Origin of the sequence: Caballeronia sp. S22 (genome assembly GCF_964261745.1) — a bacterium.
In the GTDB taxonomy this organism is placed as follows: Bacteria; Pseudomonadota; Gammaproteobacteria; order Burkholderiales; family Burkholderiaceae; genus Caballeronia; species Caballeronia jiangsuensis.
Genome location: NZ_OZ180036.1, coordinates 130,287 through 153,106 on the forward strand (window position 1 = coordinate 130,287; position 22,820 = coordinate 153,106).

General features: G+C 63.6%; 26 protein-coding genes. 9 read left to right on the top strand and 17 right to left on the bottom strand.

Annotation, left to right across the window (positions count from 1 at the left end):
* The first annotated feature begins 190 nt into the window (after positions 1-190).
* Positions 191-1,168 (top strand): EamA family transporter RarD, encoded by a 978-nt coding sequence (gene rarD, locus ACEN42_RS15675; RefSeq protein WP_371881760.1) that lies wholly within the window; start codon positions 191-193, stop codon positions 1,166-1,168.
* On the opposite strand, the gene ACEN42_RS15680 is transcribed toward rarD, so the two are convergent.
* Positions 1,169-1,672, bottom strand: coding sequence for a DUF962 domain-containing protein (locus tag ACEN42_RS15680; RefSeq protein ID WP_371881761.1), 504 nt, complete (start codon positions 1,670-1,672; stop codon positions 1,169-1,171).
* Positions 1,673-1,878: 206 nt separating this feature from the next.
* Positions 1,879-2,352, bottom strand: coding sequence for a hypothetical protein (locus tag ACEN42_RS15685; RefSeq protein ID WP_035506862.1), 474 nt, complete (start codon positions 2,350-2,352; stop codon positions 1,879-1,881).
* A gap of 408 nt (positions 2,353-2,760) precedes the next feature.
* On the opposite strand from ACEN42_RS15685, the gene ACEN42_RS15690 reads away from it, so the two are divergent.
* Complete coding sequence (locus ACEN42_RS15690) at positions 2,761-3,066, top strand: hypothetical protein (protein WP_035506984.1); 306 nt, start codon at positions 2,761-2,763, stop codon at positions 3,064-3,066.
* Between the two features lie 95 nt (positions 3,067-3,161).
* Entirely contained in the window at positions 3,162-3,527 is a 366-nt protein-coding gene (locus ACEN42_RS15695; RefSeq protein WP_371881762.1) for a hypothetical protein, read from the top strand.
* A gap of 102 nt (positions 3,528-3,629) precedes the next feature.
* Here ACEN42_RS15695 and ACEN42_RS15700 read toward each other — a convergent pair whose 3' ends face one another.
* The 3 genes from ACEN42_RS15700 to ACEN42_RS15710 form a co-directional block, all read right to left on the bottom strand.
* Positions 3,630-4,205, bottom strand: coding sequence for a transglycosylase SLT domain-containing protein (locus ACEN42_RS15700; RefSeq protein WP_371881763.1), 576 nt, complete (start codon positions 4,203-4,205; stop codon positions 3,630-3,632).
* Positions 4,206-4,310: 105 nt separating this feature from the next.
* Positions 4,311-5,720, bottom strand: a complete 1,410-nt coding sequence (locus tag ACEN42_RS15705) for a DHA2 family efflux MFS transporter permease subunit (protein WP_371881764.1) — start codon at positions 5,718-5,720, stop codon at positions 4,311-4,313.
* Between the two features lie 92 nt (positions 5,721-5,812).
* Positions 5,813-6,361: a phosphonate degradation HD-domain oxygenase gene (locus tag ACEN42_RS15710; RefSeq protein WP_371881765.1), complete on the bottom strand. Its 549-nt coding sequence runs from the start codon at positions 6,359-6,361 to the stop codon at positions 5,813-5,815.
* Positions 6,362-6,434: 73 nt separating this feature from the next.
* Here ACEN42_RS15710 and ACEN42_RS15715 point away from each other — a divergent pair, with 73 nt between their 5' ends.
* Positions 6,435-6,770 carry a hypothetical protein gene (locus tag ACEN42_RS15715; RefSeq protein WP_371881766.1) on the top strand — a complete coding sequence of 112 codons (336 nt, stop codon included), beginning with the start codon at positions 6,435-6,437 and terminating at the stop codon, positions 6,768-6,770.
* Positions 6,771-6,858: 88 nt separating this feature from the next.
* Positions 6,859-7,446 carry a J domain-containing protein gene (locus tag ACEN42_RS15720; protein WP_371881767.1) on the top strand — a complete coding sequence of 196 codons (588 nt, stop codon included), beginning with the start codon at positions 6,859-6,861 and terminating at the stop codon, positions 7,444-7,446.
* Between the two features lie 17 nt (positions 7,447-7,463).
* Here ACEN42_RS15720 and ACEN42_RS15725 read toward each other — a convergent pair whose 3' ends face one another.
* The 3 genes from ACEN42_RS15725 to ACEN42_RS15735 form a co-directional block, all read right to left on the bottom strand.
* Positions 7,464-7,712 carry a hypothetical protein gene (locus ACEN42_RS15725; RefSeq protein ID WP_187605337.1) on the bottom strand — a complete coding sequence of 83 codons (249 nt, stop codon included), beginning with the start codon at positions 7,710-7,712 and terminating at the stop codon, positions 7,464-7,466.
* A gap of 343 nt (positions 7,713-8,055) precedes the next feature.
* The gene (locus ACEN42_RS15730; RefSeq protein WP_371881768.1) at positions 8,056-8,427 is read right to left on the bottom strand and encodes a VOC family protein; all 372 of its coding nucleotides are present in this window, start codon (positions 8,425-8,427) and stop codon (positions 8,056-8,058) included.
* An 11-nt stretch (positions 8,428-8,438) separates the two neighbouring features.
* Complete coding sequence (locus ACEN42_RS15735; RefSeq protein WP_187605335.1) at positions 8,439-8,762, bottom strand: hypothetical protein; 324 nt, start codon at positions 8,760-8,762, stop codon at positions 8,439-8,441.
* A 244-nt stretch (positions 8,763-9,006) separates the two neighbouring features.
* Between ACEN42_RS15735 and ACEN42_RS15740 the strand changes: the two genes are divergently transcribed.
* The 3 genes from ACEN42_RS15740 to ACEN42_RS15750 all read left to right on the top strand — a co-directional run bounded on the left by ACEN42_RS15740 (position 9,007) and on the right by ACEN42_RS15750 (position 13,016).
* On the top strand, positions 9,007-11,202 hold the full coding sequence (locus ACEN42_RS15740) for a SulP family inorganic anion transporter (protein WP_371882289.1): 2,196 nt from the start codon (positions 9,007-9,009) through the stop codon (positions 11,200-11,202).
* A 52-nt stretch (positions 11,203-11,254) separates the two neighbouring features.
* A complete protein-coding gene (locus tag ACEN42_RS15745; RefSeq protein ID WP_238218210.1) occupies positions 11,255-11,782 on the top strand; it encodes a DUF3280 domain-containing protein in 528 nt (175 codons plus the stop codon).
* Positions 11,783-11,954: 172 nt separating this feature from the next.
* Positions 11,955-13,016: a beta-propeller fold lactonase family protein gene (locus ACEN42_RS15750; protein ID WP_371881769.1), complete on the top strand. Its 1,062-nt coding sequence runs from the start codon at positions 11,955-11,957 to the stop codon at positions 13,014-13,016.
* Between the two features lie 53 nt (positions 13,017-13,069).
* Here ACEN42_RS15750 and ACEN42_RS15755 read toward each other — a convergent pair whose 3' ends face one another.
* Entirely contained in the window at positions 13,070-15,418 is a 2,349-nt protein-coding gene (locus ACEN42_RS15755; protein ID WP_371881770.1) for a TonB-dependent receptor, read from the bottom strand.
* Positions 15,419-15,594: 176 nt separating this feature from the next.
* Here ACEN42_RS15755 and ACEN42_RS15760 point away from each other — a divergent pair, with 176 nt between their 5' ends.
* On the top strand, positions 15,595-16,617 hold the full coding sequence (locus ACEN42_RS15760; protein WP_371881771.1) for an ATP-binding protein: 1,023 nt from the start codon (positions 15,595-15,597) through the stop codon (positions 16,615-16,617).
* Here ACEN42_RS15760 and ACEN42_RS15765 read toward each other — a convergent pair.
* From ACEN42_RS15765 to fhcD, 8 genes are read right to left on the bottom strand one after another with little or no spacing between them, the layout of a single operon-like run.
* Complete coding sequence (locus ACEN42_RS15765) at positions 16,545-17,246, bottom strand: response regulator transcription factor (RefSeq protein ID WP_187605330.1); 702 nt, start codon at positions 17,244-17,246, stop codon at positions 16,545-16,547. The genes ACEN42_RS15760 and ACEN42_RS15765 overlap by 73 nt on opposite strands.
* On the bottom strand, positions 17,243-18,439 hold the full coding sequence (gene pqqE, locus ACEN42_RS15770; protein ID WP_187605329.1) for a pyrroloquinoline quinone biosynthesis protein PqqE: 1,197 nt from the start codon (positions 18,437-18,439) through the stop codon (positions 17,243-17,245). Before pqqE ends, ACEN42_RS15765 begins: the two co-directional genes overlap by 4 nt.
* A 4-nt stretch (positions 18,440-18,443) precedes the next feature.
* Positions 18,444-18,752 (bottom strand): pyrroloquinoline quinone biosynthesis peptide chaperone PqqD, encoded by a 309-nt coding sequence (gene pqqD / locus ACEN42_RS15775; protein WP_238218204.1) that lies wholly within the window; start codon positions 18,750-18,752, stop codon positions 18,444-18,446.
* On the bottom strand, positions 18,749-19,495 hold the full coding sequence (gene pqqC, locus ACEN42_RS15780; RefSeq protein ID WP_371881772.1) for a pyrroloquinoline-quinone synthase PqqC: 747 nt from the start codon (positions 19,493-19,495) through the stop codon (positions 18,749-18,751). Before pqqC ends, pqqD begins: the two co-directional genes overlap by 4 nt.
* Positions 19,496-19,524: 29 nt before the next feature.
* A complete protein-coding gene (gene pqqB, locus ACEN42_RS15785) occupies positions 19,525-20,445 on the bottom strand; it encodes a pyrroloquinoline quinone biosynthesis protein PqqB (protein ID WP_371881773.1) in 921 nt (306 codons plus the stop codon).
* Positions 20,442-21,014: a cytochrome b gene (locus ACEN42_RS15790; protein WP_371881774.1), complete on the bottom strand. Its 573-nt coding sequence runs from the start codon at positions 21,012-21,014 to the stop codon at positions 20,442-20,444. Before ACEN42_RS15790 ends, pqqB begins: the two co-directional genes overlap by 4 nt.
* A gap of 46 nt (positions 21,015-21,060) precedes the next feature.
* The gene (locus ACEN42_RS15795; RefSeq protein WP_371881775.1) at positions 21,061-21,882 is read right to left on the bottom strand and encodes a formylmethanofuran dehydrogenase subunit C; all 822 of its coding nucleotides are present in this window, start codon (positions 21,880-21,882) and stop codon (positions 21,061-21,063) included.
* Positions 21,879-22,820, bottom strand: a complete 942-nt coding sequence (gene fhcD, locus ACEN42_RS15800) for a formylmethanofuran--tetrahydromethanopterin N-formyltransferase (protein WP_371881776.1) — start codon at positions 22,818-22,820, stop codon at positions 21,879-21,881. The genes ACEN42_RS15795 and fhcD overlap by 4 nt, the downstream gene beginning before the upstream one ends.

Consider the following 22,820-nt stretch of genomic DNA (forward strand, 5'->3'; position numbering starts at 1 on the left):
ACAACCGCAAGTGACAGCGATCAGGCAGCGGAGTTCATGCGGAAATGCGAAGCATGAAGGAAGCAAAAAGCGGGCACGTCCGGGAATTTCGATTGAAGCGGGTTTTGAAAATTGCGCGCGTGCACCGTTAGAATGCGCGTTCACGTTTCGTTCGGCTTGCAGTCACCTTCAGCGCGCAGCGCCTCTTTCGATGAATCAGCATGACCTGGGGCGCGGCATCGCGCTGTCCGTTGCCGCTTCCGCGCTCTTCGCGCTCATGTCCGGCTATACGAAATGGCTCGCGCCCCTCGACGGGCTCGACATCTTCGCGTGGCGAATCGTGTGGACATTGCCGGGCGCGCTCGCGCTCGTTGCGCTGCGCAAGCGCTGGCCGCAATTATGCGCGCTCGTCGCGAGGCTCGCCAAAACGCCGCAACTGCTGGTGGCGTTCGCTATTGCCGCCGCGCTGCTCGGCGTGCAGTTGTGGATCTTTCTCTGGGCGCCGCTGCACGGTCGCGCGCTCGAAGTATCGCTCGGCTATTTTCTTCTGCCTCTCGCGATGGTGCTGCTCGGCCGCTTTCACTACGGCGAGCGTCTCGACGGCTTCCAGTGGGCGGGCGTCGCCGCGGCGGCCGTGGGCGTCGCGCATGAGCTGGTGATCACGCATGCGTTCGCGTGGCCGACGCTCGTCGTGATGCTCGGCTATCCGCCTTACTTCGTGTTGCGCCGCCGGCTCAATGCCGATCCGCTCGTGTCGTTCGCCGTCGAAATCATGCTGATCGCGCCCGTCGCCGCGATCATGCTGATCGTGCGCGGCTCGTTCGCGGATGTCGCGGGCGAGCCGCGTCTCGGGCTGCTGCTTTTGCCCGGACTCGGCGCGTTGAGCACGATTGCGCTCGCGTCGTACCTGCGCGCGAGCCGTCATCTGCCGATCGCGCTCTTCGGCATTCTCGGCTACGTGGAACCGGTGCTGCTCGTCGGCGTCGCTGTCCTGTTGCTCGGCGAGCCGTTTTCGGCGCGGCAGCTCGGTACTTATGTGCCGATCTGGATCGCCGTCGTGCTGACCGGCGTGCACAGCGCGCGTCTGCTGATGCGCGAGCGGTCGCACAAGCGGACATTGCTGATGAGCGAGCACCACGCGAGCGTCGAGCATGAAACCGTCGCGGAGGAAATCGAGCGCGTGGACTGATCAACGCGCGGCGCGCGTTTCGATGGCATCGTGCAGATCGCGCATGAGGCCGAGGCCGAACATCAGCTCGACGAGTATGAAGAGCGGCCCGATCAACAAGCCGATGATATCGTCGACGAAAGCCGGCTTGCGATGTTCATAGCGCACATGCCCGACGAACTGAAACGCCCAGCCGATCACGAACATGCCGATGCCGATCGCGAGCCAGCTCCATGTACTTTGCGACGCGGCCCACTGCCCGAACGCCGCGCTCAACGCGGACACGATACCCATGCCGATGCCGAGCGGCACATCGAGCCAGAGATAGTAGAGCGTGGCGAGCGCGAACAGCACCCACGCAGGCGTGAGCAGAAACGCGCCCGACAACACGGGCCATGCGGGACGGCTCAGCAGCGCGGCGATCGCGAGCACGATGAGCGGAATGCCGATGAAGTGCGTGGCGATGTTGCGCCTGTCGCGATGATATTCGGCGTATTGCGACAACTGATCGGTCAGCGTGCGCATGTGGGGCGTCTCCGTTCGTGTTCTTTTAATTCACGAATGATAAGCCGCTCGTCGATATCGGCAAGTAGAGCATTTCCTTTAGTCGCACGCAAAAAGTTGGACCAAAGGAAATGCAAAAAGGCGAGCCCGAAGGCTCGCCTGAATCGAACGCACTGGTTTGGTTGATATGCAATGCCCAGTGCGCGATGCGATGACGCTGGCCTCCCTTACTTCTTCGCCGCGTCCACCTTCGCATCGGCGGCCGTCTTGTTAGCGTCGCTTTGCGCCTCGACTTTTTCCTTATCGGCCTTCGCTTGCGCCACGTTGGCATCCTTCGCTGCGTCCTGCTTCTTCTTGTCGGCCTTGGTTTGTGCAGCGTGCTTCTTCTTGTTGGCTTTCGCCTGTGCCTTGGTGGCATCACCGCGGGCGTCGGAAGCCTGTTCCGGCGTGGTCGCCTGCGCTACCTTCGCGGCTTCCTTGTTGGCGTCGGCTTGCGCCGATGCCTTGTCCTCGTTCGCCGATGCCTGCGCCTTCGCGGCATCGTGCTGTGCGTCGGCCTTCTTCTTGTTGGCGGTTGCCTGAGCCTCGGCTTTTTCGTTGTTGGCCTTCAATTGCGCTTTGCCGGCGTCGGTTGCGGCAGTCTGCGCGAATACGGTGGTGACGAGCATGGCGGATGCGAGAGCAGCGACGATCTTCTTCATGGTTTGAAACTCCCTTTGATCTTTTCTTTGAGGACACGTGGCACGCAGTGCGCCGCGTTGACGATGAAAACGCCGCGTCCGTCGATCCAGTTGACGTCGTTCTGGTGACAAACAGTAACCAGTGGCTAGCAAATGAAACCGCGTGCGGTAAAAGCGGCTGCATCGTTTCTGGATGTCGAAGCGCGTTACCGAGTGCGTCAGAAAAGCTGTTACCGTTTAACGAAACCAATTCCATTTGTAACGGTTATTGGAGAAGTTCGGCATCCGAATCGAATTCTTCCAACGTGACTTTCCGACGCGCTATTTGTAATCGTTGAAATGCACGGTTACCAACTGCTGCAGTTATTTCTTAGCCGTCTGCTTAAGATGATCTCCATAAACCCGGCCAAACGGGAAATGGAGAAGCTCATGAAACGCGCAGCACTTGTCTTGTTGATGATCGGTAGTTTGACTGTGGCAGGCCAGGCGTCGGCGCACGGACACGGCGGCGGTCATCGTGGCGGCGGCGGGGATGGCGGTGCGATCGTCGGTGCGCTGATCGGCGGCGCGGTGCTCGGCGCGCTGGTGACGTCGGTGGCGAGTGCGCAGCCCACGTATGCGCAGCCCGTCTATCAACAACCCGCGTACGCGCAACCGGTCTATGCACAACCGGCGCAGCCGCCCGGCTACTGCTACGACAACTACCGTGGCGCGTATGTGCCTTGCGGTTATTGATCCAGTGTCGGGCGCGGCACGTCCCTTGCGCTAATGCGAACACGGTCGTTGCATCCAATGCGCAACGACCGATACGCAAATCAGGGAGACTTGCAATGAATGCGACTACGAAGAAGCTGGTGATTTCCGCGCTGGTGCTGGGTCTGTCCGGCGGTGTCTACGCGCAAGCGGGTGGTGGTGGCGGCGCCGCAGGCGGCTCGGCGGGCGCAGGCGGCAATGGTGCGGCGGGTGCGGGCTCGGCGGCGGGCGGCAAGGGCGGTGGCGTCGGCATGGGCGGCGCTGGCGTGGGCGGCGCGGCGGATGGTTCGACCGGCACCGGCGTGAAGAGCGGCATGGGCAACGATGCGACCAACGGCATGAGCCAGGATCAGGGCACCGTGAAGCGCAGCGCGCCGAATAACGGCAACATGAATTCCGGCGGCATGAAGTCGGACGGCACCGGCAACCAGAAGGCGTATTGAATATAAAACGATGTCAGCGCGCTTGCGGGTGCGATCGCCGTGGCGTCATCGAGACGCGGAACCGGCATCCGCCTGGCGGAGGCGCGCGTAGCTTGACGAGATTTACTGTCCGCTCGCCGATGCTGCATCCGCGGATGCAGCGGGTTCGAACGTTTTGACGCGCAAGCTGACCTTTTCGGCGTAGGCGCGTGATCCGCCATAGTTCTTCAGCGCGGCATCGACATCGCCTTGCGCTGACTTCACATAGCCGTGCAGGATTGCCGAGCCGGTTTCGATGTTGTCTTCCGGGTCCGTCAGGTCCACGTTGCGCACGAGCTTCTTGTGCGCCGACGGCACCACCTGCATCAGGCCCGTCGCATTGTTCGGCCCCTTGGCCGTTTCCTTGAAGCGCGATTCGATCGAAATGATGGCGAGCAGGAGCGCTGGCGGAAGCGAATATTTCGACGCCGACGACATGACCGCCGCCGCGATGGTCTGCGCCTTCTCCCGCGCCACGCCGAATTTCCGCGTCAGCATTTCCGAAATCTTGTGGCTCGCCTGCTCGGTCTTCGGGTCCGCCTGAGCGACGGACTGCGAGGCCGCGTCGCTTGCGGCGACCGGATTTTCCTGCGCGAGCGCGGGTTGCGCTGCGCTCAGCGCTACGGTCAGGGCGGCAAAGATAGGAAGGAAACGGCGCATCGGACTCACGGATCAAAGCGGAACCGCATTATAGCCAGATAAAAAATCCTTGTGGATCATGCACTTGTATTAAATATGATGTTTCACCCCGCGAATCGGAATGAATTACGTGCGTTCCGCGCGCTTCGCCGAGGGCGCCGAAATGCCTTCGCCCGCGTCATTCGAGAGCCGCGCGAACATCGGCAACGAGGCCAGCACGACGAGCGCCGTGACGATGAATCCGCATGCGAGTTGCCAGCGCTCCGTGTGTGCGCTGCCGGAAACGAGCATCGTCGCCTGGATCGTGCCGGCCGCGACCGTCACGCCGATCGCCTTCATCAACTGCTGCGCGGTGCCCTGGAACGAGGTGGCGGCAGCGAGGCGCGCCTTGGGCACGTCGGCGAAGGCGAGCGCGCCCATCGTCGCAAAACTGAGCGAACGGCCGAGTCCGCCGAGCAGAAGCAACAGGAAGATCGCGACGGCGGGCCAGGCTTGCGACATCGTCGAGCAGACGAGCAGCACGGCCGCGAACACGACGCTGCCCGTGCACAAAACCGTTCGGACCGAGAAGCGCCGTAGCGCGAGCGCCGTCATCGGACGCATGCAGAAGGAGCCGAGCGCGCTCGCGAACGTGACGAGGCCGCTCGCAGTCGCGCTGTAGCCGAAGCCGGTCTGCAATGTGAGCGGCACGAGAAAGGGCAACGCGCCCGCACCGGCGCGAAACAGGCTGCCCGCGACCGTCGCCGCATGAAAAGTCGGAATCGACAGCAGCGAGAAGTCGATGGCGGGATTCGGCATGCGGCGGCAATGCAGCACCGTCACGCGAAACAGGAGCAGCCCGACCGCGACGCAGATCCACGGCACGCCGACGGGCAGCACGCCGCGCCCCGCACTCTCGATGCCGATCATGAACAGACTGAGCGATGCCCCGGACAGCAGCATGCCGCGCAGATCGGGCGACGTCCGATCCTCGGGCGGCGACGGCGGCAGCAGCTTCCAGGTAAGCCACAGTCCGACGATGCCAACCGGTACGTTGACCCAGAAGATGCTGCGCCACGAGAGCGCGTCGGTGAGAAAGCCGCCGAGCGGCGGCCCGAGCAAGGGGCCGACGAGCGCGGGCATCGTGAGCCACGTCGTCGCTAGCAGAAGCTCTTCGCGCTTGACGCCGCGAAACAGGATCAGGCGGCCGACGGGCACCATCATCGCGCCGCCGAGACCCTGGACGACGCGCGCGGCCAGCAGTTGCGGCAGATTCATCGCGGCGGCGCACGCGACGGACGCCAGCGTGAAGGTTGCAATCGCCCACATGAACACGCGGCGCGCGCCGAAGCGGTCGGCGATCCAGCCGCTCGCGGGGATGAACACGGTCAGCGCGACAAGATACGCGGTGATCGCGCTGGAGAGATGGACGGGGTCGACGTTGAGATCGCGGGCCATCGTCGGGATGGCGGTCGCGACGATCGTGCCGTCCATGTTCTGCATGAAGAGCGCGCTCGCGACGACGGCGGCGGTGATGCGAAAGTTGCCGCCTTTCACGATGCGTGGCTCGCTCGCGCGCCAAATGGGAAGGTTTGCATGGCGCACAGTCTAGCGCGATCCGCAAACGGGCGTGCCTGCTGGCTCGGCGGCTAACTGAGCGCGATGCTCGCGGCCATATCCATGAAATGCGGCAACGTGGGCGTCACGCGATGCGCGTCCTTCGCTTCGTCGTCCCAGCGGCGCAACGCGATGGCGTCGTGCGCGTAGGGCTTTGCCAGAAACGCTTGCGCGGTTTCATCGTCGAACACGCCGCCTTGCAGTTGCAGGCTGCGCACTGAGTCCGCGGACAGCCGCGCGTGATACGTCGCATCGATCGCGCACAGGCAGCGCTTCGCATCGACGTGCAGGCGAATCGGTTCGAGCACGGCGTCGGAAAAGAGCGGGCGCAGGAAGGGCAGCGCGTAGTACTGATGCAGATCGTCGATGCCGCGCTCGCTCGGCGTCTCGCCTTGCAGATTCAGCAGGTGCCCGAGGTCGTGCAGCAATGCCGCGACGATCAGCTCGGGGCTCGCGCCCGCCGCTTCGGCCAGCGCGGCGCTCTGCAACGCGTGCTGCAACTGCGTGACCGGCTCGCCGCTATAGGCGATCGAGCCGTGCTTGTCGAAGAGATGCCGGATGTCGTCGAGTGTAAGCGCCATCGTAAGGAAAGGGTCGAGCGGGTATGCTGAAGCGGGACAACGCGCAATCGTCGCAGGAATTTATGACGCGACGATGGCCACGCGCAGAATCGATTCGACCATGCCTTTCTACTTCAGCCGACGCCCCGAACTCGCCGGACTCGATCGCGCCGCACGCCGCGACGTGCGCCGCCTCGCGTGGCAATTTGCTCAGCGCCACTGGACGCTGCATGCGCCGGCGTTCGTGTGGATCGTCTTCGTGCTGCTGCATACGCGCTATCACGTCGTGCCCGAGCGGCGCGATTATCTGCTGATCACGCTCGCGATCTTCGTGCTGGCGGTGGTCAATATCCGGTTTCACATCTCCCGCTATCTGAAGCCTGCACGCGCGATGTACGACGTGCTCGGCGGCAAGATCACAGGCCGCTAGCCGCTCGTGTTGCAATGCCGCATCTGGCGAAAGGACCCCGTTTTTAGCGTGTTACGATGATCGGCGATCCGTGTCCTCAGAAGGCAAGATGGCAACGCTATATCAGACGCTCGGCGTGGACGAGCACGCCACCGAAGAAGAAATCAAGCGCGCGTATCGCAAGGCCGCGATGCGCTGCCACCCCGATCGCAACGTGGGCAACGAAGACATCGCCCGCGCGAAATTCCTGGAGATCAAGGAAGCTTACGGAATTCTGTCCGACCCCGCGCAGCGCGAGGTGTACGACCGCATCTATGCCGACGAGATGCGTCGCTGGGAAGAACGCGTGCGCCAGGAAGAAGCCGAGCGCGAGGCACGTGAGGCGAAGGAGCGCGAGGCACGCGAGGCGCTCTATGCGGAGCGCGTATCGCTAGCGATGCGCTTTGCATCGCAAGGCTATAACCGCGATGTCGTGTTCGGCGTGCTGCTCGGTGCGCAGTGCGACGAGCCTGCGGCGCGCCAGATCGCGGACAGCGCAATTGCGCTGCATGAATCGCGACAAGCCAGGGAAGAAATCAAGGAACGAGAGGAAGAATCTGCAACGAACAGGAAGGAAGAGAAGGAGCCTGCCAGCGCCGATGCTGCGAATCCGCTCGGCGCGATGTGGTTTCAGTTCCTCAACAACCTTCGTTTCTGATCGCGCGACGCGGGAGATCAGGCCGCGAGCCTTTCACCGCGCATATTGCTTTGCTTCGGCGCCGGCGGATAGACGCACCAGTGACCGTCATCGTGACGGAAGAAGAACAGCGCTCTCGCAGCCGCGCCGTGCAACGCTTCGACGCACACATAACGACGCCTGTCGGCACGCGTGCGGCTGAACTGTCTCACATGCACCGGCATGCTGCCCGGAGCGAGCCATTTTTCGACCTGGTAACGAAGGGACCGCTCATTCGCGTTTTTCATTTCAGTCTCCTGCGGCATTCATAGAAGGGTTAACGGCCGAACCTGCCGATGTTTAAAGCCCGAATCCATGAAAACCCTGCCGCAACGCATCACGTTCTTCATAAAGCACTTGAACTCTACGCCTTGAATTCAGAGCAGTGCCCGTTTTTGCGAAATAGCAACAGCGAACTTTCACGCGCCTTCCGCCATGCCCCGTTCATGAAAAACGCGTAACGCCGTGAACTCATCGTCGTGCAACGCGATGCCGGGGTATGTGCGCGATCGGTCATATGAAATGGCCGATGCGTACGCTACCCGTCACTCGCTTTGAAGCGAATGTCGTGCCTGTGCGTGTGCGTATTTATCAGAGCGGACGCGCGAAGCTCAGTTCGTGGCCGTCGGGATCGGTGAGATGGAAATAGCGCTCGTTCCAGGGCGCATCGCGCGGCGCGAATTGCGGCTCGATGCCGTGCGCCAGCGCTTTCCGGTAGAACGCGTCCACGTCGGACACGTAGATGATCACGCGGCCCCAGAACTGAATCGGGCCGTGCGTTTCGCTGGTGAGATTGAGAAACGAACTGCCGAGCGCGAACGAAGTGAAGGCGTCGTTGGCGCCGCCATGCAGGATGCGAAAGCCGAGTGCTTCATAGAAGCGCACCGCGCGCGGCATGTCGTGCGTCGCGAGCGTGATCGCGCTCAGGCTTTCGACGTGCGCGTCGTCGTCGGGCGATGCCATGCTTTCGTTCGTCATCCCGGATGATGCTGATGCGACACGAGCGGCAGTACCGAAAGATCGGGATGCGTGCCATCGACGATGCTCTTGCCGATATGCCGCGCATCGTCGACGGCATCCTGTGCGCTCTTGTAGGCGTCTTCGCCGTCGGCGTGGAAATGCACCGCTTCGCCAGGTATGTCCGCATTCGCGCCGGGCCGGCACACATGTCCGATGTACACGTAACGATCCGCCTTGCCCGCCGCCGCGTGTTCGGGCGTCGGCTTCAATTGCGGCTGCACGTGAATCTCGAAACCTTCGTAGTCGAAAACGTGCCACTGAGCGGGATCGTCAGGCATGATCGCCTCCTTGGTGTAGTGTTCGCTCGCGTCGATCAACGTTACTCCAGTTGGCGCGATGAATCCACCGCGAAGGTCATTCACGTCAGATGAAAAGCGTGCTCACATAGATTTGACAGCGTCTTCGCGCGCAGCGGATACTTTTCGGCGCGCTTTGCGTTCGCGCGTATACGTCTGCCGTTTTCCCGCATCGGGAGGCGCCGTGAAGCCAGCTACGACACATCGCACGGTTCTCGCGCGCGCCATGCCGCGCGCAGCCGCGCTCGTCGGCGACGTCACCGCCGGCACCGTGTCCACGCTCATGATGCTGTGCTACGCGATGAGCCTCGGCACGCTCATCTTCAGCGCCGATCTCGCGCGTTATGCCGAACTCGGCGTCCCGACCGCGCTCGTGAGTTGCATCGTCACCGCGTTCGTGATCGCGCTGACGAGCTCGATGCGCATAAACATCGGCGGGCCGGACAGCAATGCGACCGCGTTTCTGGTCGGCGTCGCGGCGGGTGTCGCGAGCAGCGTGCGCGCGAACGGCGGGTCGCCTACGGAAATTCTGCTGACGGTGCTCGTCGCCATCGCGCTGTGCTCGCTTGTGACGGGGCTGATTCTCTTCGCGATCGGTTCATCCCGACGCAGCCGCTCGCTGCAATTCCTGCCTTATCCCGTGATGGGCGGCTTTCTCGCGGGCACGGGCTATCTGCTGATCGCGGGCGCGTTTCGCGTGCTGACGGGCGTCGCGCTCGACTGGCACGCGCTGCCGCGGCTCCTGCAACTGCACTGGCTCGCGTGGGCGCCCGCGCTCTTCGTCGGCGCGCTCGCCACGATCCTCGCCCGCACCTGGCGGCACGCGGCGGCATTGCCGATCACGCTCGCCATCGGCATCGCGCTCTTCTATGTGCTGCTGAGCATCGCCGGCATCTCGCCCGACGATGCGCGCGACATGGGCCTTCTGCTCCAGCATGTGCCGACGCACGCGCTGCACATTCCCGAGCTGCATTTGCCGTCATCGCTCGCGCGCGGCGAGATCGACTGGCATGCGATCGTCGCGCATCTGCCCGAGACGCTCATCGTCACGTCGGTGTCGGCGGTCACGATCATCATGAACTCGACCGCGATGGGCGCGGCCACCGGGCAGGACATCGACCTGAACCGCGAGATGCGCGCCGCGGGCCTCGCGAACATCGCGAGCGGTCTGCTCGGCGGGATGGTCGGCTATCAGTCGTACAACCGCTCGATGCTCAATGCGCGCGCCGGCGCGACGAGCCGCGCGGCGGGCGTGTTCGCCGCGCTCGCGTGCCTCTTCGTGCTGATCGCGTCGCCCGATCTCGTCTCGCTGTTTCCGGTGCCGGTGCTCGTCGGCATGCAGATCTACATGGGCCTGCGGCTCATGATGGACTGGCTCGTCGGCGCGTATCGCAAGCTCACGTGGCACGAATATCTGCTCGTGCCGCTGATTCTCGCGGTGATCGCGTTCTATGGCGTGATCGCGGGCGTCGTCGCGGGCGTGGTCGCGGCGTGCGTGACGTTCGCGCTGCTCTACGGACGCGCCGGTTGCGTGCGCATGGAGTTCGACGGCCGCACGCGCACCTCGAATGTCGAGCGCAGCATCGAGGAGACGCGTTTTCTGATCGATCGCGGCGATGAAATCTGCGGCGTCTGTCTGCAGGGTTTTCTCTTCTTCGGCTCGGCGAACTCGATGCTGCAACGCGTGCGCGAACGCATTCGCTCGCATGGGCCGCGTCCGGTAAGGCATGTCGTGCTCGATTTCGGCTGGACCAACGGCATGGACGCCTCCGTGTCGCTCGCATTCGTGAAGCTGCGTCAGGCGTGCGCGGCGATCGGTGCCGATCTCGTGCTGACCGCGCTGCCGCACAACTCGCGCGCGCTGCTCAAGCGCACCGGCGCGCTCTCGCTCGGCATCCGCGAGTTCGACACGCTCGATGCGGGCCTCGAATGGATCGAAGCGCAGCAGCTCGCCAAGCTGACGCACGCACTCGAACCGCGCGTGCCGGCGGGCGATTTTCGGGCGATGCTCGCGCCGCACTTCACGGCGCGCGCGCTGCAAGGGCTGGCCGATTTGCTCGACGTGTGGGATATCGGCGCGGGCGAGGCGCTCTTTCGCCGCGGCGATGCGGGCGATGCGCTCTATATCGTCGAGGAAGGGCGCGTGACCGTGTCGCTGCCGCTCGCGGACGGCCGCTCGGTGAGGCTGCGTTCGTTCGGGCCGGGGACGATCATCGGCGAAATGGCGGTGTACACGAACGCGCCGCGCAGCGCGGATGTCGTCGCCGACGAGCCCGCGCGCCTGCGGCGTCTCACGCTCGCTGCCTTGCGCAAGCTCGAACTCGACGATCCGCTGACCGCGCAGGAATGGCATCGCTTCGTCGTGAAGATGATGGCTTCGCGGCTCGCCGTCGCGGATGAAGCATTGCGCGCGGCCTCTTGATCGTTGCTTCATCGACCGGTATGTTGAAGGGCACATCGACGAGGCCACGATCATGATCCCCACGTTTCGCGCGATGCTCGCGATCACGCTTGCCTTCTTCATGAGCGGCGCGCTCGCGCAGCAGGCGCCGCAATCGATCGCGATGCTCGATTGCACGCTCATCGACGACAACGCCGCCTACAACGACGCGGAGATCGATCGCATTCAGACCGAGCGACTCGCGGTCGTGAGCGGCGCGTTGCGCGATGATCTGCGCGAGCGCGCGCTCTTTCGCGTCGCCGACAATGCGCGGGCGAGCGATCTGATCGCGTCGCTGAAAAGCACGCAGGACATGAACGCGTGCAACGGCTGCGAACGGCGTGTGGCGAAAGAGCTGGGCGCGTCGCGCGTCGGCGTGTGCTGGGTGCAGAAGATCAGCAACCTCATTCTCAACATGAACCTGCGGGTCGAAGATGCGGATAGCGGCGCGATGCTCTTTCAGCGCTCCGTCGACATACGCGGCAACACCGATCTCTCCTGGAAGCGCGGGGCGAAAGCGCTCGTCGATCTGCTCGCGAGCGATCCGTCCGCGACGCGCTGAATCCCGCAATGCGGCTTTCCCCGCCGAATTCGGGAATTTCTCCCGGCCGATGCCGTTGCCACGGCAGCGCCGATTAAGCTAAGTTGGATTTGCAGGCATGCGCGCCGTGCGATGCGCCGCGCGCGTGCGCCCGTGAACTCGAACAAGCCAAACGAAACCGCTGGAGACGACCATGCAAGTCAGATTCAAGGCGGCGCGCATCGCCTGCGCGTCGGTGCTCGCGCCATCGCTCGCACTCGCCGCGAGCCTCGCGCACGCCGCCGCGCCGACCGCCTACGTGACGACCGAGAACGCCGGAGTCGGCGTGATCGATCTCGACAGCCTCTCGCTCTCGAAAACCTGGGATGTCGGCAAGGACGGCCCGCGCGGCCTTTCGCTGAACAAGGATGGCACGCGTCTGTACGTGGCGAACAAGGCGACGAGCGACCTGTCCGAGATCGATACATCGACGGGCAAGGTCGTGCAGCGCGTGAAGATCGGCAAGAACCCGGAGTTCGTGCGCGTGTTCGGCGGCTATGCGTATGTGACTTACGAGCCGGGCGAAAGCGGCGGCCCGCCGAAGCCGGGCGAACCTGAAAAGGATGACGACGCCAACTCGCCGCCCGCCGAAATCGCCATCGTCGATCTGAAGACGATGAAGGTCACGCATTCGGTCAAGAGCGGGCACGAGACCGAGGGCGTCGAGTTCTCGCCCGATGGCAAGCTGATGCTCGTGACCAACGAGGGCGACGACACGGTGTCGGTGTATCGCGTCGGCACGGGCAAGCCGGTGCGCACGGTGAAGCTCGACAAGGGCTCGCGTCCGCGCGGCATCAAGGCGTCGCCGGACGGCAAGCAATATGTCGTCACGCTCGAAAACGCGAACAAGTTCGTCGTGCTCGACGGCAAAAGCCTGAAGACCGTGAAGACCGTCGATACGAAAACGGGCCCGTACGGCGTCTCGTTCGATCCGTCGGGCAAGCGGCTCCTGGTTGCGGCATCGCGCGACAAGACCTTGCAGGTGTTCGACGGCTCGACCTACGAGCACGTGCAGGACGTGCCGGTCGGTCAGCGCTGCTGGCACTTCAGCTTCACGCCGGACGGCTCGAAGCTGCTGCTCGCGTGCGGGCGTTCGAACGCGGTCTACGTGCTCGACGGATCGGATTACAAGGAGGTCAAGCAGATCGGCGATCTGCCGCTCGCGTGGGGCATCGTCACGTATCCGCCGAGCGCGGGGTCGATCGTCGGGCGTTGAGCGGATGCGTGGTTCACATCGGGGAAATGGCCGCGCGTGCGGCCATTTCGTTTTCACTTCCACGCGTAACGCATTCCCACCCACACGCCGCGCGGCGCGCCCACGCCGAGGAACTGCTCGTTCACCGTCGCTCCGTTGTTGAACGTGTGATTGGGTCCGTCGAAGAAGTTCTGGCCGAGAATCGCGAAGTTCGCGTAGCGCTTGTTCAACAGGTTCTTCACCGTCGCATAGACCTGCAGTTGCTTGGTCACGTTGTAGGTCGTGTCGAGGTCGATCAGGAAATAGCCCGCGACGCTGCCGTTCACGTCCTGATTGTTCTCGTCGCCGCGCGCGAAGATGTTGCTGCGATACGTGAGATTCGCGCCGATGTTCCAGCGCGCGAAGGGGTTGTAGTCCACGCGCATCTTCACCGTGTTCGCCGGAATGCCCGGGATGCGGTCGCCCGAATGCACGGTGATGTTGCCGTTGTCGTCCGCGCTCGAATTGCTCGCGCTGCTCTCGGTCCACGTCGAGCGATAGGTCGCGTTCACATAGCTATAGCTCGCCGCGACGCCCACCGGCCCCCATTGCGTGCGGCCCGCGAGTTCGAAGCCTTGCCGACGCGTCTTGCCGACGTTCTGAAAATACCCGAGCGTGCTCGCCGCGCCCTGGCTGCTGACGAACTGGATATCGTCGGTCAGGGTCGTGCTGTAGGCCGCGGCGCTCCACTGCGTATGGCTGCCGATACGACCGCGCGCGCCGATTTCGAACGTCTTCGAGATCACGGGCTTCAGGTCCGGGTCCGCGATGAAGTCGTTGGGCAGCGAGCAGGGCGCGGCCGGGTCCGCGCACGCGAGCTCGATGGCGGTCGGCGAGCGCATGCCTTCGTTGTACGTCGCGTAGGCGGTGAAGTAGGGCGTCGGATTCCAGTTGAAGCCGACAGCGGGATTGAAGCGCGAGAATGTGTGATTCCCGTCGAGCAGCGGCTGCACGCCGCTTTCATCGCCGATGGTCGCCTTCGCCCAGTTGTAGCGGCCAGCGAGCGTCATCGACCATTGCTCGTTGAAGGAGAACGTGTTCTCGAAGTAGATGCCCAGATTCGAGTTGTGCGTCTTCGCGTCCGTGGTCGGCACGAAGGGACCGGTGCCGATGGTCGCGCGGTTCTCTTCGAACGTGGCCGGCTGCTCGGCCTGGCTGAAGTGCGAATTCGCGAAGTCGCCCGCCGCGCCGATGATCAATTGATTGTCATGGCCTAGCAGATTGTTGAGCAGCGTGAGTTGCAGGCTCGCGCCGTAGCTGTCCGTCACGATCACCGACTGATCGTTGAAGGCTTGCGTGAGTTCGTCGGCATCGTCGCCGTCCGGATCGAAATCGTCGTTGACGTTCGAACTCACGTTCTTGTTGCGATAGTGCCGGTAGTACACGTTGCCGCTCAACTGCACGTTCGGCGTGAAGTAATGCTCCGCGTTGATCGTCAGATAGCCGACCTGGTTTTCGTTCGTGTCGGGGAACGTATAGGCCTGACGGAAATTGTCCATGAACGAGCGCGGGATCGTCTGCGAGCCGTTCAGCGTGTTGTCCGCGCCGCCCATCGACACGGAGATGGTCGTATCGGCATCGGTGTAGCGGATCTTGCCGAACGCCTGGCGGATGCGGCTCGAATTGTGATCGGCCCAGCCGTTGTCGTTCGTGATGTTCGCGGTGAAGTAGTAATCCAGATGATCGCCGATCACGCCGCCTTGCTCGATTTGCGCGTACTTGCGCCCAAAGGAGCCGAAGCCTACGTCCACGTTGCCGCCCGGATTGCTGCGGCCGTTCTTGGTCGTCACGGCGACCGCGCCGCCGAGCGTGTTCAGGCCGAAGGTCGGGTTCGAGCCGGGGATGATCTGCATCGTCTGGATCGCGGCCTGCGGAATCAGATCCCAGTTCACGACATCGCCGAAGGGCTCGTTGATGCGCACGCCGTCCATGAACACCGACAAACCCTGCGGCGTGCCGAGCAGCGGCGAGGCGGTGAAGCCGCGATAGTTGATATCGGTCTGCCACGGATTGCCCTGTGCGTCGTTGGTATCGACGCTGACGACGTTCTTCTCCAGGTAATTGCCGATCGTGGGCGAATGCTGCGCCTCGATCTCCGAGCCCTTGATGGTCTGCACGTTCGCCGGCACTTTTTCGAGCGGCGTGCCGACGCCGACGAGCGGCGTGGTCCCGACGACGATGATCGATGGCAGCTCCGTATTCGGCGGCGTTTGCGCCTGCGTTGCCGAAGCTGCTGGCGGTGCTTCCGCCGCATCGGCCGAAGGCGGCGTTTGCGCCCACGCAGCCACCGTGATGCTCGCGAACGCGCCGCCGAATACGAGCCGCATCCCTGCTCGGGGTTTGAACGGATGCGCGGGCGCGGGCAGGCGCGGCATGCTTCTCATCGTCGTCTCCTCTTATATTTTCGATCCACGCTTCGAGAATGTTTCTTTCAATGAAAGCGTCGCATAAGAATGAACGCGTGGACCGGGAGCTTTTCCCGATCTTGCAGGGAAGCGCTCCCAATCGCGTTCCGGCTACTCCGCAGCACGACGACCCCGTGCGTAGAATGCATTCCGTGATGCCATCCGAATCCCTGCCCTCTCTCGCGAAAGACGCAGACCGTCGCGCGCCGCGCTCGCCGGCATGGCGCGATCTGGCCTGCGTGCTTGCGGTCACGCTCGTCGCCGGCGCGCTCTTCGCACGCTTCGATTTCAGCGAGTACGCGTTTCGACTGACGCGCAGCGCCGAGCGCTTCCAGCTCGACGAACTGCCGCCGACGCTCGTCGTGCTCGCGATCGGCTTCGCGTGGTTCGCATGGCGGCGCTATCGCGAGGCGCAGTCGGAAGTGCGCCGGCGGCGCGTGCTGGAGGAAGAGGCCGAGCATCTGCTCGCGGAAAACCGGCGGCTCGCGAGCCAGGCGCTCGCCGCACAGGAAACCGAGCGCCGTCATCTCGCGCGCGAACTGCACGACGAGCTCGGCCAATATCTCAACGCGATGTCGCTCGATGCCGGGCGCATCCGCGATCTGTCGGCGGGGCGCGAGGCGGAGGTTCATCGGCTGTCGCTGTCGCTGATGCAAAGCGCGGCGCATGTATATCGCGAGATCGGCGGGATGATCCGCATGCTGCGTCCCATCGGGCTCGATGAATTCGGCTTGCCGACCGCGCTCGAACATTGCGTCGATGGCTGGCGCGAGCGTTTGCCCGATGCGACGTTCACGCTCGCCGTCGAAGGCGACTTCGACAATCTGAGCGATGCGCTCAACATCACGCTTTATCGGCTCGTGCAGGAAGGGCTCACGAACGTGTCGAAGTTCGCGCGGCGCTCACGCGTGGAGATTTATCTGGCGCGCGCGCCGCAGGAAATCGTCGTGACGATGGCCGACGACGGGCCGGGCGTCGATCTCGCGAAGCCGCGCGAAGGGCTCGGGCTGATCGGCATGCGCGAGCGCGTCGAAGCGCTCGGCGGGGAGTTTCATATCGCCAGCGAGCCGGGCGGCGGCTTTCTTTTTTGCGCGCGCGTGCCGGCTCAGGCGGGGCTGCCGTTGCCGACTTCAGGCCCGAACGAAGCAGCTGCCGACGACGCGAAATCGGCGAAGTGAAGGCCCAGGCGATTCGCGATCTGCGCAAGCTGCACGCCGTTGTCCGCGCCGAACTTCTGCCGTATCACCGATTGATGATTCGCGACCGTCTTCTGACTCAGGCCCAGCTTCTCCGCGATGTTCGGCAGCGTATAACCCTGCACCAGCAGACGCAGCACCTCGAACTCGCGCGCGGATAGTTGCCGTCCCGGCGGCCCTTCCTGAATCGTCGCGCGCAATGCGAGCGCCTGCGAAATATCCGGGCTCAGATAGCACGCGCGGCGCGCGACGGAACGCACCGCTTCCACGAGCACATCGGGCGCGCTCGCCTTCGTGACATAGCCGCGCGCGCCGGCATCGAGCGCGCGTCGCACAAAGATCGCTTCCTCGTGCACGCTGAAGATGAGCACATGCGCATGCGGCTCGCGCGCCAGCATGCGCCGCATCGCCTCGATGCCGCTCGCGCCGGGCAGCGCGAGGTCCATCACGACGACATCGGGCTGCAACGCGCAAAACTTCTGATACGCCTCGGCGGCATCCGCCGCTTCGCCTGCGACACTCACGTCGGGACTCAGTTCGAGCAGACGCTTGTAGCCTTCACGCACGACGGCGTGATCGTCGACGAGCAGCACGGAGATATCGGCAATCATGGCTTGTCTTCTCCTTCTTCTGAACCATTATCGCGAGCAAGGGCCGCGATGCGTTTCGAGTTCGCATCGTTGCGGAACATGATGGGTTGCTCCTGCGGTTCCTGCCTTGCCGTTGCCGCGCGGACCACTTCGATCACGCGCTCGTGATGCGGGGACTTGTCGCACACCGGGTCCGCATTCGCGGGGTCTTGCGTCAGCAGATACGCCTGACAGCGGCAGCCGCCCATGTCGATGGCTTTCTCGTCGCAACTGCGGCACGGCTCTTTCATCCAGCCGAAACCGCGAAAGCGATTGAAGGCATCGCTCTCGTACCAGATGTCCTTGAGCGGCATCTCGGTGACGTTCGGAAACGTGAGGCCCGGCAGCGAGCGCGCGGTGTGGCAGGGCAGCGCGGCGCCATCGGGCGCGATGCCGAGAAACACCGAGCCCCAGCCGTTCATGCAGCGCTTGGGCCGGCGCTCGTAGTAGTCGGGCACGACGAAAAAGATCTTGCACTTGTCGCCGATCTCATTGCGATAGCGCTCGACCACCGCCTCGGCTTCGTCGAGTTGCGCTTTCGTCGGCATGAGCTGCGCGCGGTTCGCATGCGCCCACCCGTAGTACTGCGTGTTCGCGAGCTCGAGATATTCGGCGCCCATCGCGAGCGCCATATCGATGATGCGTCCGATATGCGGCAAGTTATAGCGATGCAGCACGCAGTTCAGCACCATCGGAAAGCCGTACGCCTTGATGAGACTCGCGACGCGCTTCTTGTAGTCGAAGGTCTTCGTGCTGGACAGAAAGTCGTTCAGTTCCTGCGACGAATCCTGAAACGAAAGCTGGATGTGATCGAGTCCGGCATCCTGCAATGCGCTGATGCGCTTCTCCGTCAGGCCGATGCCCGACGTGATGAGGTTCGTATAGAAACCGAGCTTGCGCGCTTCCCCCACGAGCGTTTCGAGATCGTCGCGCAGGAGCGGCTCGCCGCCCGAGAACCCGAGTTGCGCCGCGCCTAACGCACGCGCCTGGCGCAATACGTCGATCCATTGACCGGTATCGAGCTCGCGCGTGTGGTCCGCGTAGTTCACCGGGTTGTAGCAGAACACGCAATGCAGCGGACAGCGATACGTCAATTCCGCGAGCAGCCACAGCGGCGGCGCTATCGGCACGCCTTCGTGCTCGGGCTTGGCGATCGGTTCGGACAAGTCGGTCATGACGCTACTCCAGCCAGCCGCGCGCACGCGCACCGGCGATGAACGCGCGCACGTCGTCGCCGAGGCCGTTCGCATTGAACGCCTGCTCCAGATCCGCGACGAGCGCGGGAATGTCGCGCGTGCCGTCGCAACGCAGGAGAATCTGCGCCGCGCTTTGATTGAGCTTCACCATGCCTTCGGGATACAGCAGCACGTGCGCATCCTGCGCCGGCTCCCACTGCAGCCGGAACAGGCGTTTCAGTTTCGGATGCAAGGAATCGTCCGGTGCAACGACGGCTTCCTGCTTGCGTTGAATCGGATTGCTGTCGCTCATTGCGGGAACGCCTTTTCGATCGAATCGAGCATGGTCCAGAGAATATCGAGCTTGAATTGCAGGATATCGAGCGCGCGTTGCTGCGCCTCGCGCGTCGTGAAATGCGCGAGCGTCACTTCGAGCCCGTGCTCGACATCGCGCTGGGCGAGCGACACGCGCGAGCGGAAATACGAAAGCCCTTCCGGCTCGATCCATGTGTAATGCTCGGGCCACGTCGCGAGCCGATCCTTGTGAATCTGCGGCGCGAACATTTCAGTAAGCGACGAGCACACCGATTCCTGCCACGGCGCGCGCCGCGCGAAGTTCACGTAGGCATCGACGGCGAAGCGCACGCCTGGCGTCACGAGCTTGAGCGACCACAGATCGTCGCGGGAAAGGCCCACTGCATCGCCGAGGCGCGCCCATGCCTCGATGCCGCCCGGCTGATCGCCATAGCCGTCGTGATCGAGAATGCGCAGCACCCAGCGGCGGCGCGTTTCGCGATCGGGACAATTCGACATCACCGCCGCATCCTTGAGCGGAATGTTGATCTGATAGTAGAAACGGTTCGCGACCCAGCCGCGTATCTGTTCTTTCGAGCAGCCGCCGCTGTTCATCGTCACGTTGAACGGATGATGGATGTGATACGCCGTGCCCTTCGCGCGCAACTGCGCTTCGAATTCCTCGCGCGTCCACGCAGGTCCATCGTCCTTCACTTTCGTGAAGATCGGGCCTGTGGTCGGGTTGAGCATCGGGTCGAACATCGGGCGGTCTCCAGTATCCGGTGCGAATGTCATAGCTCGAAGGTCATGCCGTCGTGCGCGACTTCGATGCCGTGCTCCGACAGGATGCGTCTTTCGGGTCCATCCTCGATGAGGATCGGGTTCGTGTTGTTGATATGGATCAGCACCTTGCGGACGTTCCCGCGATCGATCGAATCGAGCACTTCGATCATGCCGCCCGCGCCGCTCTGCGCAAGATGGCCCATGTCCTTGCCGGTCTTCTTCGTGAGCTTCAGCGCGATCATTTCGTCGTCGGTCCACACCGTGCCATCGACGAGCAGCAGGTCCGCTTCGCGCATCGCGTCGAGCACGTGCGGTTCCAGTGCGCCGAGACCAGGTGCATAGAATGCGCGCTTGCCGGTCGCGGTATTCGTGAACATCAGGCCGATGTTGTCGCCCGTTTCCGGTGCATCGCGATGCGGCGAATAAGGCGGCGCCTTGCTCGACAAAGGCAGTGCGTCGATGGTCACGCGCGGCAGCTCGGGCACGGAGAACGATGCGCCATCGAGCGCGATGCGCCTGTGCTCCACACCGCAGTAATGCGACAGAATCGACGTGAGCGGAAAGCCCGTCGAGAGGTCCTGCCACACGGCGTCGGTCGTGTAGAGCGGCAGGGGCGTGCCGCGCTCGCGCAGCATCAGGAGGCCCGTGACGTGATCGATCTGCGCATCCATCGTGACGACGGCTGCGATGCCCGTGTCGCGTATGCGGCGCGCGGGCTGCAGTTCGGGATTCGCCGCGATCTGCGCCAGAATGTCCGGCGATGCGTTGACGAGCAGCCAGTCCTCGCCGTTATCGGTAACGGCAATGGACGACTGCGTGCGCGCGCGCGCCGCAATGGTGCCGCGCCGCACGCCATCGCAATTGCGGCAGTTGCAGTTCCATTGCGGAAAGCCGCCGCCCGCCGATGAACCGAGCACGCGTATCTTCAAGGCAGCATCCTCCGCAAGAGACCGTCGCGGTCGATCAGTTGATGCTTCATCGCGCCGAGAAAATGCAGGATGACCAGCGCGGCCATGATCCACGCGAGATATTCGTGGATGCCGAAAAAGATCTGCCGCAACTGCTTGTCGTCCCAGCCCCATTGCGGCAGTGCGATGCCCCAGAGCTTCGTGCCGAACTTGTTGAACGACGAGCCGAGATAACCGGTGAGCGGCATCGCCACCATGCCTGCATATAAAAGAGCCTGCGTAATGCTCGCGGCGGCGCGTTGCCACGTTCGCATCGGCGGCAGAGGCGGCCGGCCATAAGCCAGGCGTACCAGGATGCGGATCAGCACCAGCAGGAAAACCGTGATTCCAAGCGACTTGTGGAAGTTGATGAGGTCCGATTTGAACGGCAGCCCGCGCGGCAGGCCGACCATATAGAAGCCGATGCACAGCATCGCGATGATCGCGATCGCGATGAGCCAGTGCAACGCGATCATCGGGCGTGCGTAACGCTCGCTCGCGGCGCCGATGCCGCCGTCGCGCGAGGTCGCGGATGTCCGCGCGGTGCTCATCGCATCTCTCCTATGAATGGCCAACAATCCATTGTTCATCTCCAGGCTATGAATTGGCGATCAGCAATTCCCCCCGTCCATCCACCGCGAGGTCGCCGGCGTAGCGTCGCGGCAACACATGACCGGCGAATGTCGAAAAGGGCGCGATTTCACGGGCGAGCATGCGCGTGAACAGCAGCCAGAACACGTCGAAACCGCGGCCGCCTTCGGTGAAGGTCGGCGGAATGCGAGATGGCGCGTTTGTCAGCAACACCGTGCCGCGCCGCATGCCGTATCCCAAGTGTGCGCCCACTTTTCCTCCGATGCAGACCGAACCCGCGATCAGCCGCGACGCCGCGAAATCGCCCGCATCGCCCGCGACGAGCACCGTGCCGCGCCGCATGCGATCCGCGAGACGCGCACCCGCGTTGCCGTGAATCGTGAGCGTGCCGCCCGTCATGCCTTCCATGTCGCCGGGCAACGCGCCCGCCGCGAAATCGCCCGCGTCGCCGTGAATCGAGAGACGGCCCCCTTGCATCTCGCACGCGGCGAAAGCACCTGCGTCGCCTTGTATGTGCAACTCGCCGCCGGACATCTTTATGCCCGCGTAATCGCCTGCGCTGCCATGCACCGTTAGCGTGCCTTCGGTCATGTTCGCGCCGATGCGATCGAGCCAGTGCGCATCACCTTCGATCGTCAGCGACGGCGCTTCGTTCTCGATCAGCGCGATATCGAAGAGATCGCCGAGCGCGCACGTTTCGCCCGCGCCTTGCAGCACGATGCGCGGCAATTCGGTCCGCGAAGCAACCGCAAGTTCGACAGGCAGCAATTTCGACCCATCGACGCGAAAGCCCGGCGCATTTTTTACGCGCAACGTGATCGCGTTCATGCGCGGCTCCCGTCGATGTCCTTCGACAGTTCATGCAGCTTGAAGTGATACGGCCCGAGCTTGCCGCCGTAATTGCCCGCGGAAACGCGCAGCACGCCGCCCGCGCGGCCGATCTTCGTGGCGGCGGCGATGCCGGCCGTCATCGCGGCGCCGACATCGGCGTCGGTCAAGCCGTCGATCACGATTTCGAGCACGCACGCGACATCGGGCGTCAGCTCGCTTTTCTTCGACAATCCGACGAGCGTCGGACAGAACGCGTCATTCGTCGATGCCGTCGCGCCCGCGTACTTCGAGCCGATCTTCGAACCCGAACGCACGACGCCGCCCGGAAACGGCGTGATGACGTTCGGCAAACGATGCATCGCGGCGACGGCGGATTCGGCGGCATGCAATGCGCTGTCGATATCGCGCGCAAGAAAGAGCAGGTTGCCGCCGCCGACCGCTTTCACGGTCGCGGTGAATTCCTCGCAGACGAACTCGCCGTCCATCACGGGCACGCGCCAGTAACGCGTGCCGTCGAGCACTTTCGATATTTGATAGCCGTCGCCGAAAAAACGCAGCCCAGCGCCGAGCGGCGCGTTGTCGGAAAGCGGCGCGCGCGTGGTTGCGGGATCGATGCCGCCATAGACCGCGGTCGTCGGGCACGTCAGCACGCATTGCCCGACGCGCCGTGCGATCTGCTTGGACAATTCCTTCGACGATATCGCGAAGATCAGCACCGCGACGCCCGGCCTGCCATCGGGCGTTTCATCGCCGGTCAGATCGCGTTCGATGCCCGCCTCGCAGCCGCAATCGATGACGGACGTCGCGAAGCCTGTGAGCGAATTGGCCGCATGGCGCGCCCACGTCGAGGTGTGCGCGGTGATGACGAGGCGCGTCGCCTTCATCGGGAAGGCTTCGGCGAAGGTGTCGTCGATCAGCGTGTCGTTGATGCGCAT

Bases quoted from the DNA above. Each gene is read 5' to 3' on its own strand.
- ACEN42_RS15735 (WP_187605335.1), bottom strand. From the start codon at position 8,762: ATGCCTGACGATCCCGCTCAGTGGCACGTTTTCGACTACGAAGGTTTC.
- ACEN42_RS15755 (WP_371881770.1), bottom strand. From the start codon at position 15,418: ATGAGAAGCATGCCGCGCCTGCCCGCGCCCGCGCATCCGTTCAAACCC.
- ACEN42_RS15680 (WP_371881761.1), bottom strand. From the start codon at position 1,672: ATGCGCACGCTGACCGATCAGTTGTCGCAATACGCCGAATATCATCGC.
- pqqD (WP_238218204.1), bottom strand. From the start codon at position 18,752: ATGAGCGACAGCAATCCGATTCAACGCAAGCAGGAAGCCGTCGTTGCA.
- ACEN42_RS15760 (WP_371881771.1), top strand. From the start codon at position 15,595: ATGCCATCCGAATCCCTGCCCTCTCTCGCGAAAGACGCAGACCGTCGC.
- ACEN42_RS15725 (WP_187605337.1), bottom strand. From the start codon at position 7,712: ATGAAAAACGCGAATGAGCGGTCCCTTCGTTACCAGGTCGAAAAATGG.
- ACEN42_RS15730 (WP_371881768.1), bottom strand. From the start codon at position 8,427: ATGGCATCGCCCGACGACGACGCGCACGTCGAAAGCCTGAGCGCGATC.
- ACEN42_RS15750 (WP_371881769.1), top strand. From the start codon at position 11,955: ATGCAAGTCAGATTCAAGGCGGCGCGCATCGCCTGCGCGTCGGTGCTC.
- ACEN42_RS15690 (WP_035506984.1), top strand. From the start codon at position 2,761: ATGAAACGCGCAGCACTTGTCTTGTTGATGATCGGTAGTTTGACTGTG.
- pqqE (WP_187605329.1), bottom strand. From the start codon at position 18,439: ATGACCGACTTGTCCGAACCGATCGCCAAGCCCGAGCACGAAGGCGTG.
- ACEN42_RS15695 (WP_371881762.1), top strand. From the start codon at position 3,162: ATGAATGCGACTACGAAGAAGCTGGTGATTTCCGCGCTGGTGCTGGGT.
- ACEN42_RS15765 (WP_187605330.1), bottom strand. From the start codon at position 17,246: ATGATTGCCGATATCTCCGTGCTGCTCGTCGACGATCACGCCGTCGTG.
- ACEN42_RS15710 (WP_371881765.1), bottom strand. From the start codon at position 6,361: ATGGCGCTTACACTCGACGACATCCGGCATCTCTTCGACAAGCACGGC.
- ACEN42_RS15700 (WP_371881763.1), bottom strand. From the start codon at position 4,205: ATGCGCCGTTTCCTTCCTATCTTTGCCGCCCTGACCGTAGCGCTGAGC.
- rarD (WP_371881760.1), top strand. From the start codon at position 191: ATGAATCAGCATGACCTGGGGCGCGGCATCGCGCTGTCCGTTGCCGCT.
- ACEN42_RS15715 (WP_371881766.1), top strand. From the start codon at position 6,435: ATGGCCACGCGCAGAATCGATTCGACCATGCCTTTCTACTTCAGCCGA.
- ACEN42_RS15720 (WP_371881767.1), top strand. From the start codon at position 6,859: ATGGCAACGCTATATCAGACGCTCGGCGTGGACGAGCACGCCACCGAA.
- ACEN42_RS15685 (WP_035506862.1), bottom strand. From the start codon at position 2,352: ATGAAGAAGATCGTCGCTGCTCTCGCATCCGCCATGCTCGTCACCACC.
- fhcD (WP_371881776.1), bottom strand. From the start codon at position 22,820: ATGCGCATCAACGACACGCTGATCGACGACACCTTCGCCGAAGCCTTC.
- ACEN42_RS15795 (WP_371881775.1), bottom strand. From the start codon at position 21,882: ATGAACGCGATCACGTTGCGCGTAAAAAATGCGCCGGGCTTTCGCGTC.
- ACEN42_RS15790 (WP_371881774.1), bottom strand. From the start codon at position 21,014: ATGAGCACCGCGCGGACATCCGCGACCTCGCGCGACGGCGGCATCGGC.
- ACEN42_RS15745 (WP_238218210.1), top strand. From the start codon at position 11,255: ATGATCCCCACGTTTCGCGCGATGCTCGCGATCACGCTTGCCTTCTTC.
- pqqC (WP_371881772.1), bottom strand. From the start codon at position 19,495: ATGTTCGACCCGATGCTCAACCCGACCACAGGCCCGATCTTCACGAAA.
- ACEN42_RS15740 (WP_371882289.1), top strand. From the start codon at position 9,007: ATGCCGCGCGCAGCCGCGCTCGTCGGCGACGTCACCGCCGGCACCGTG.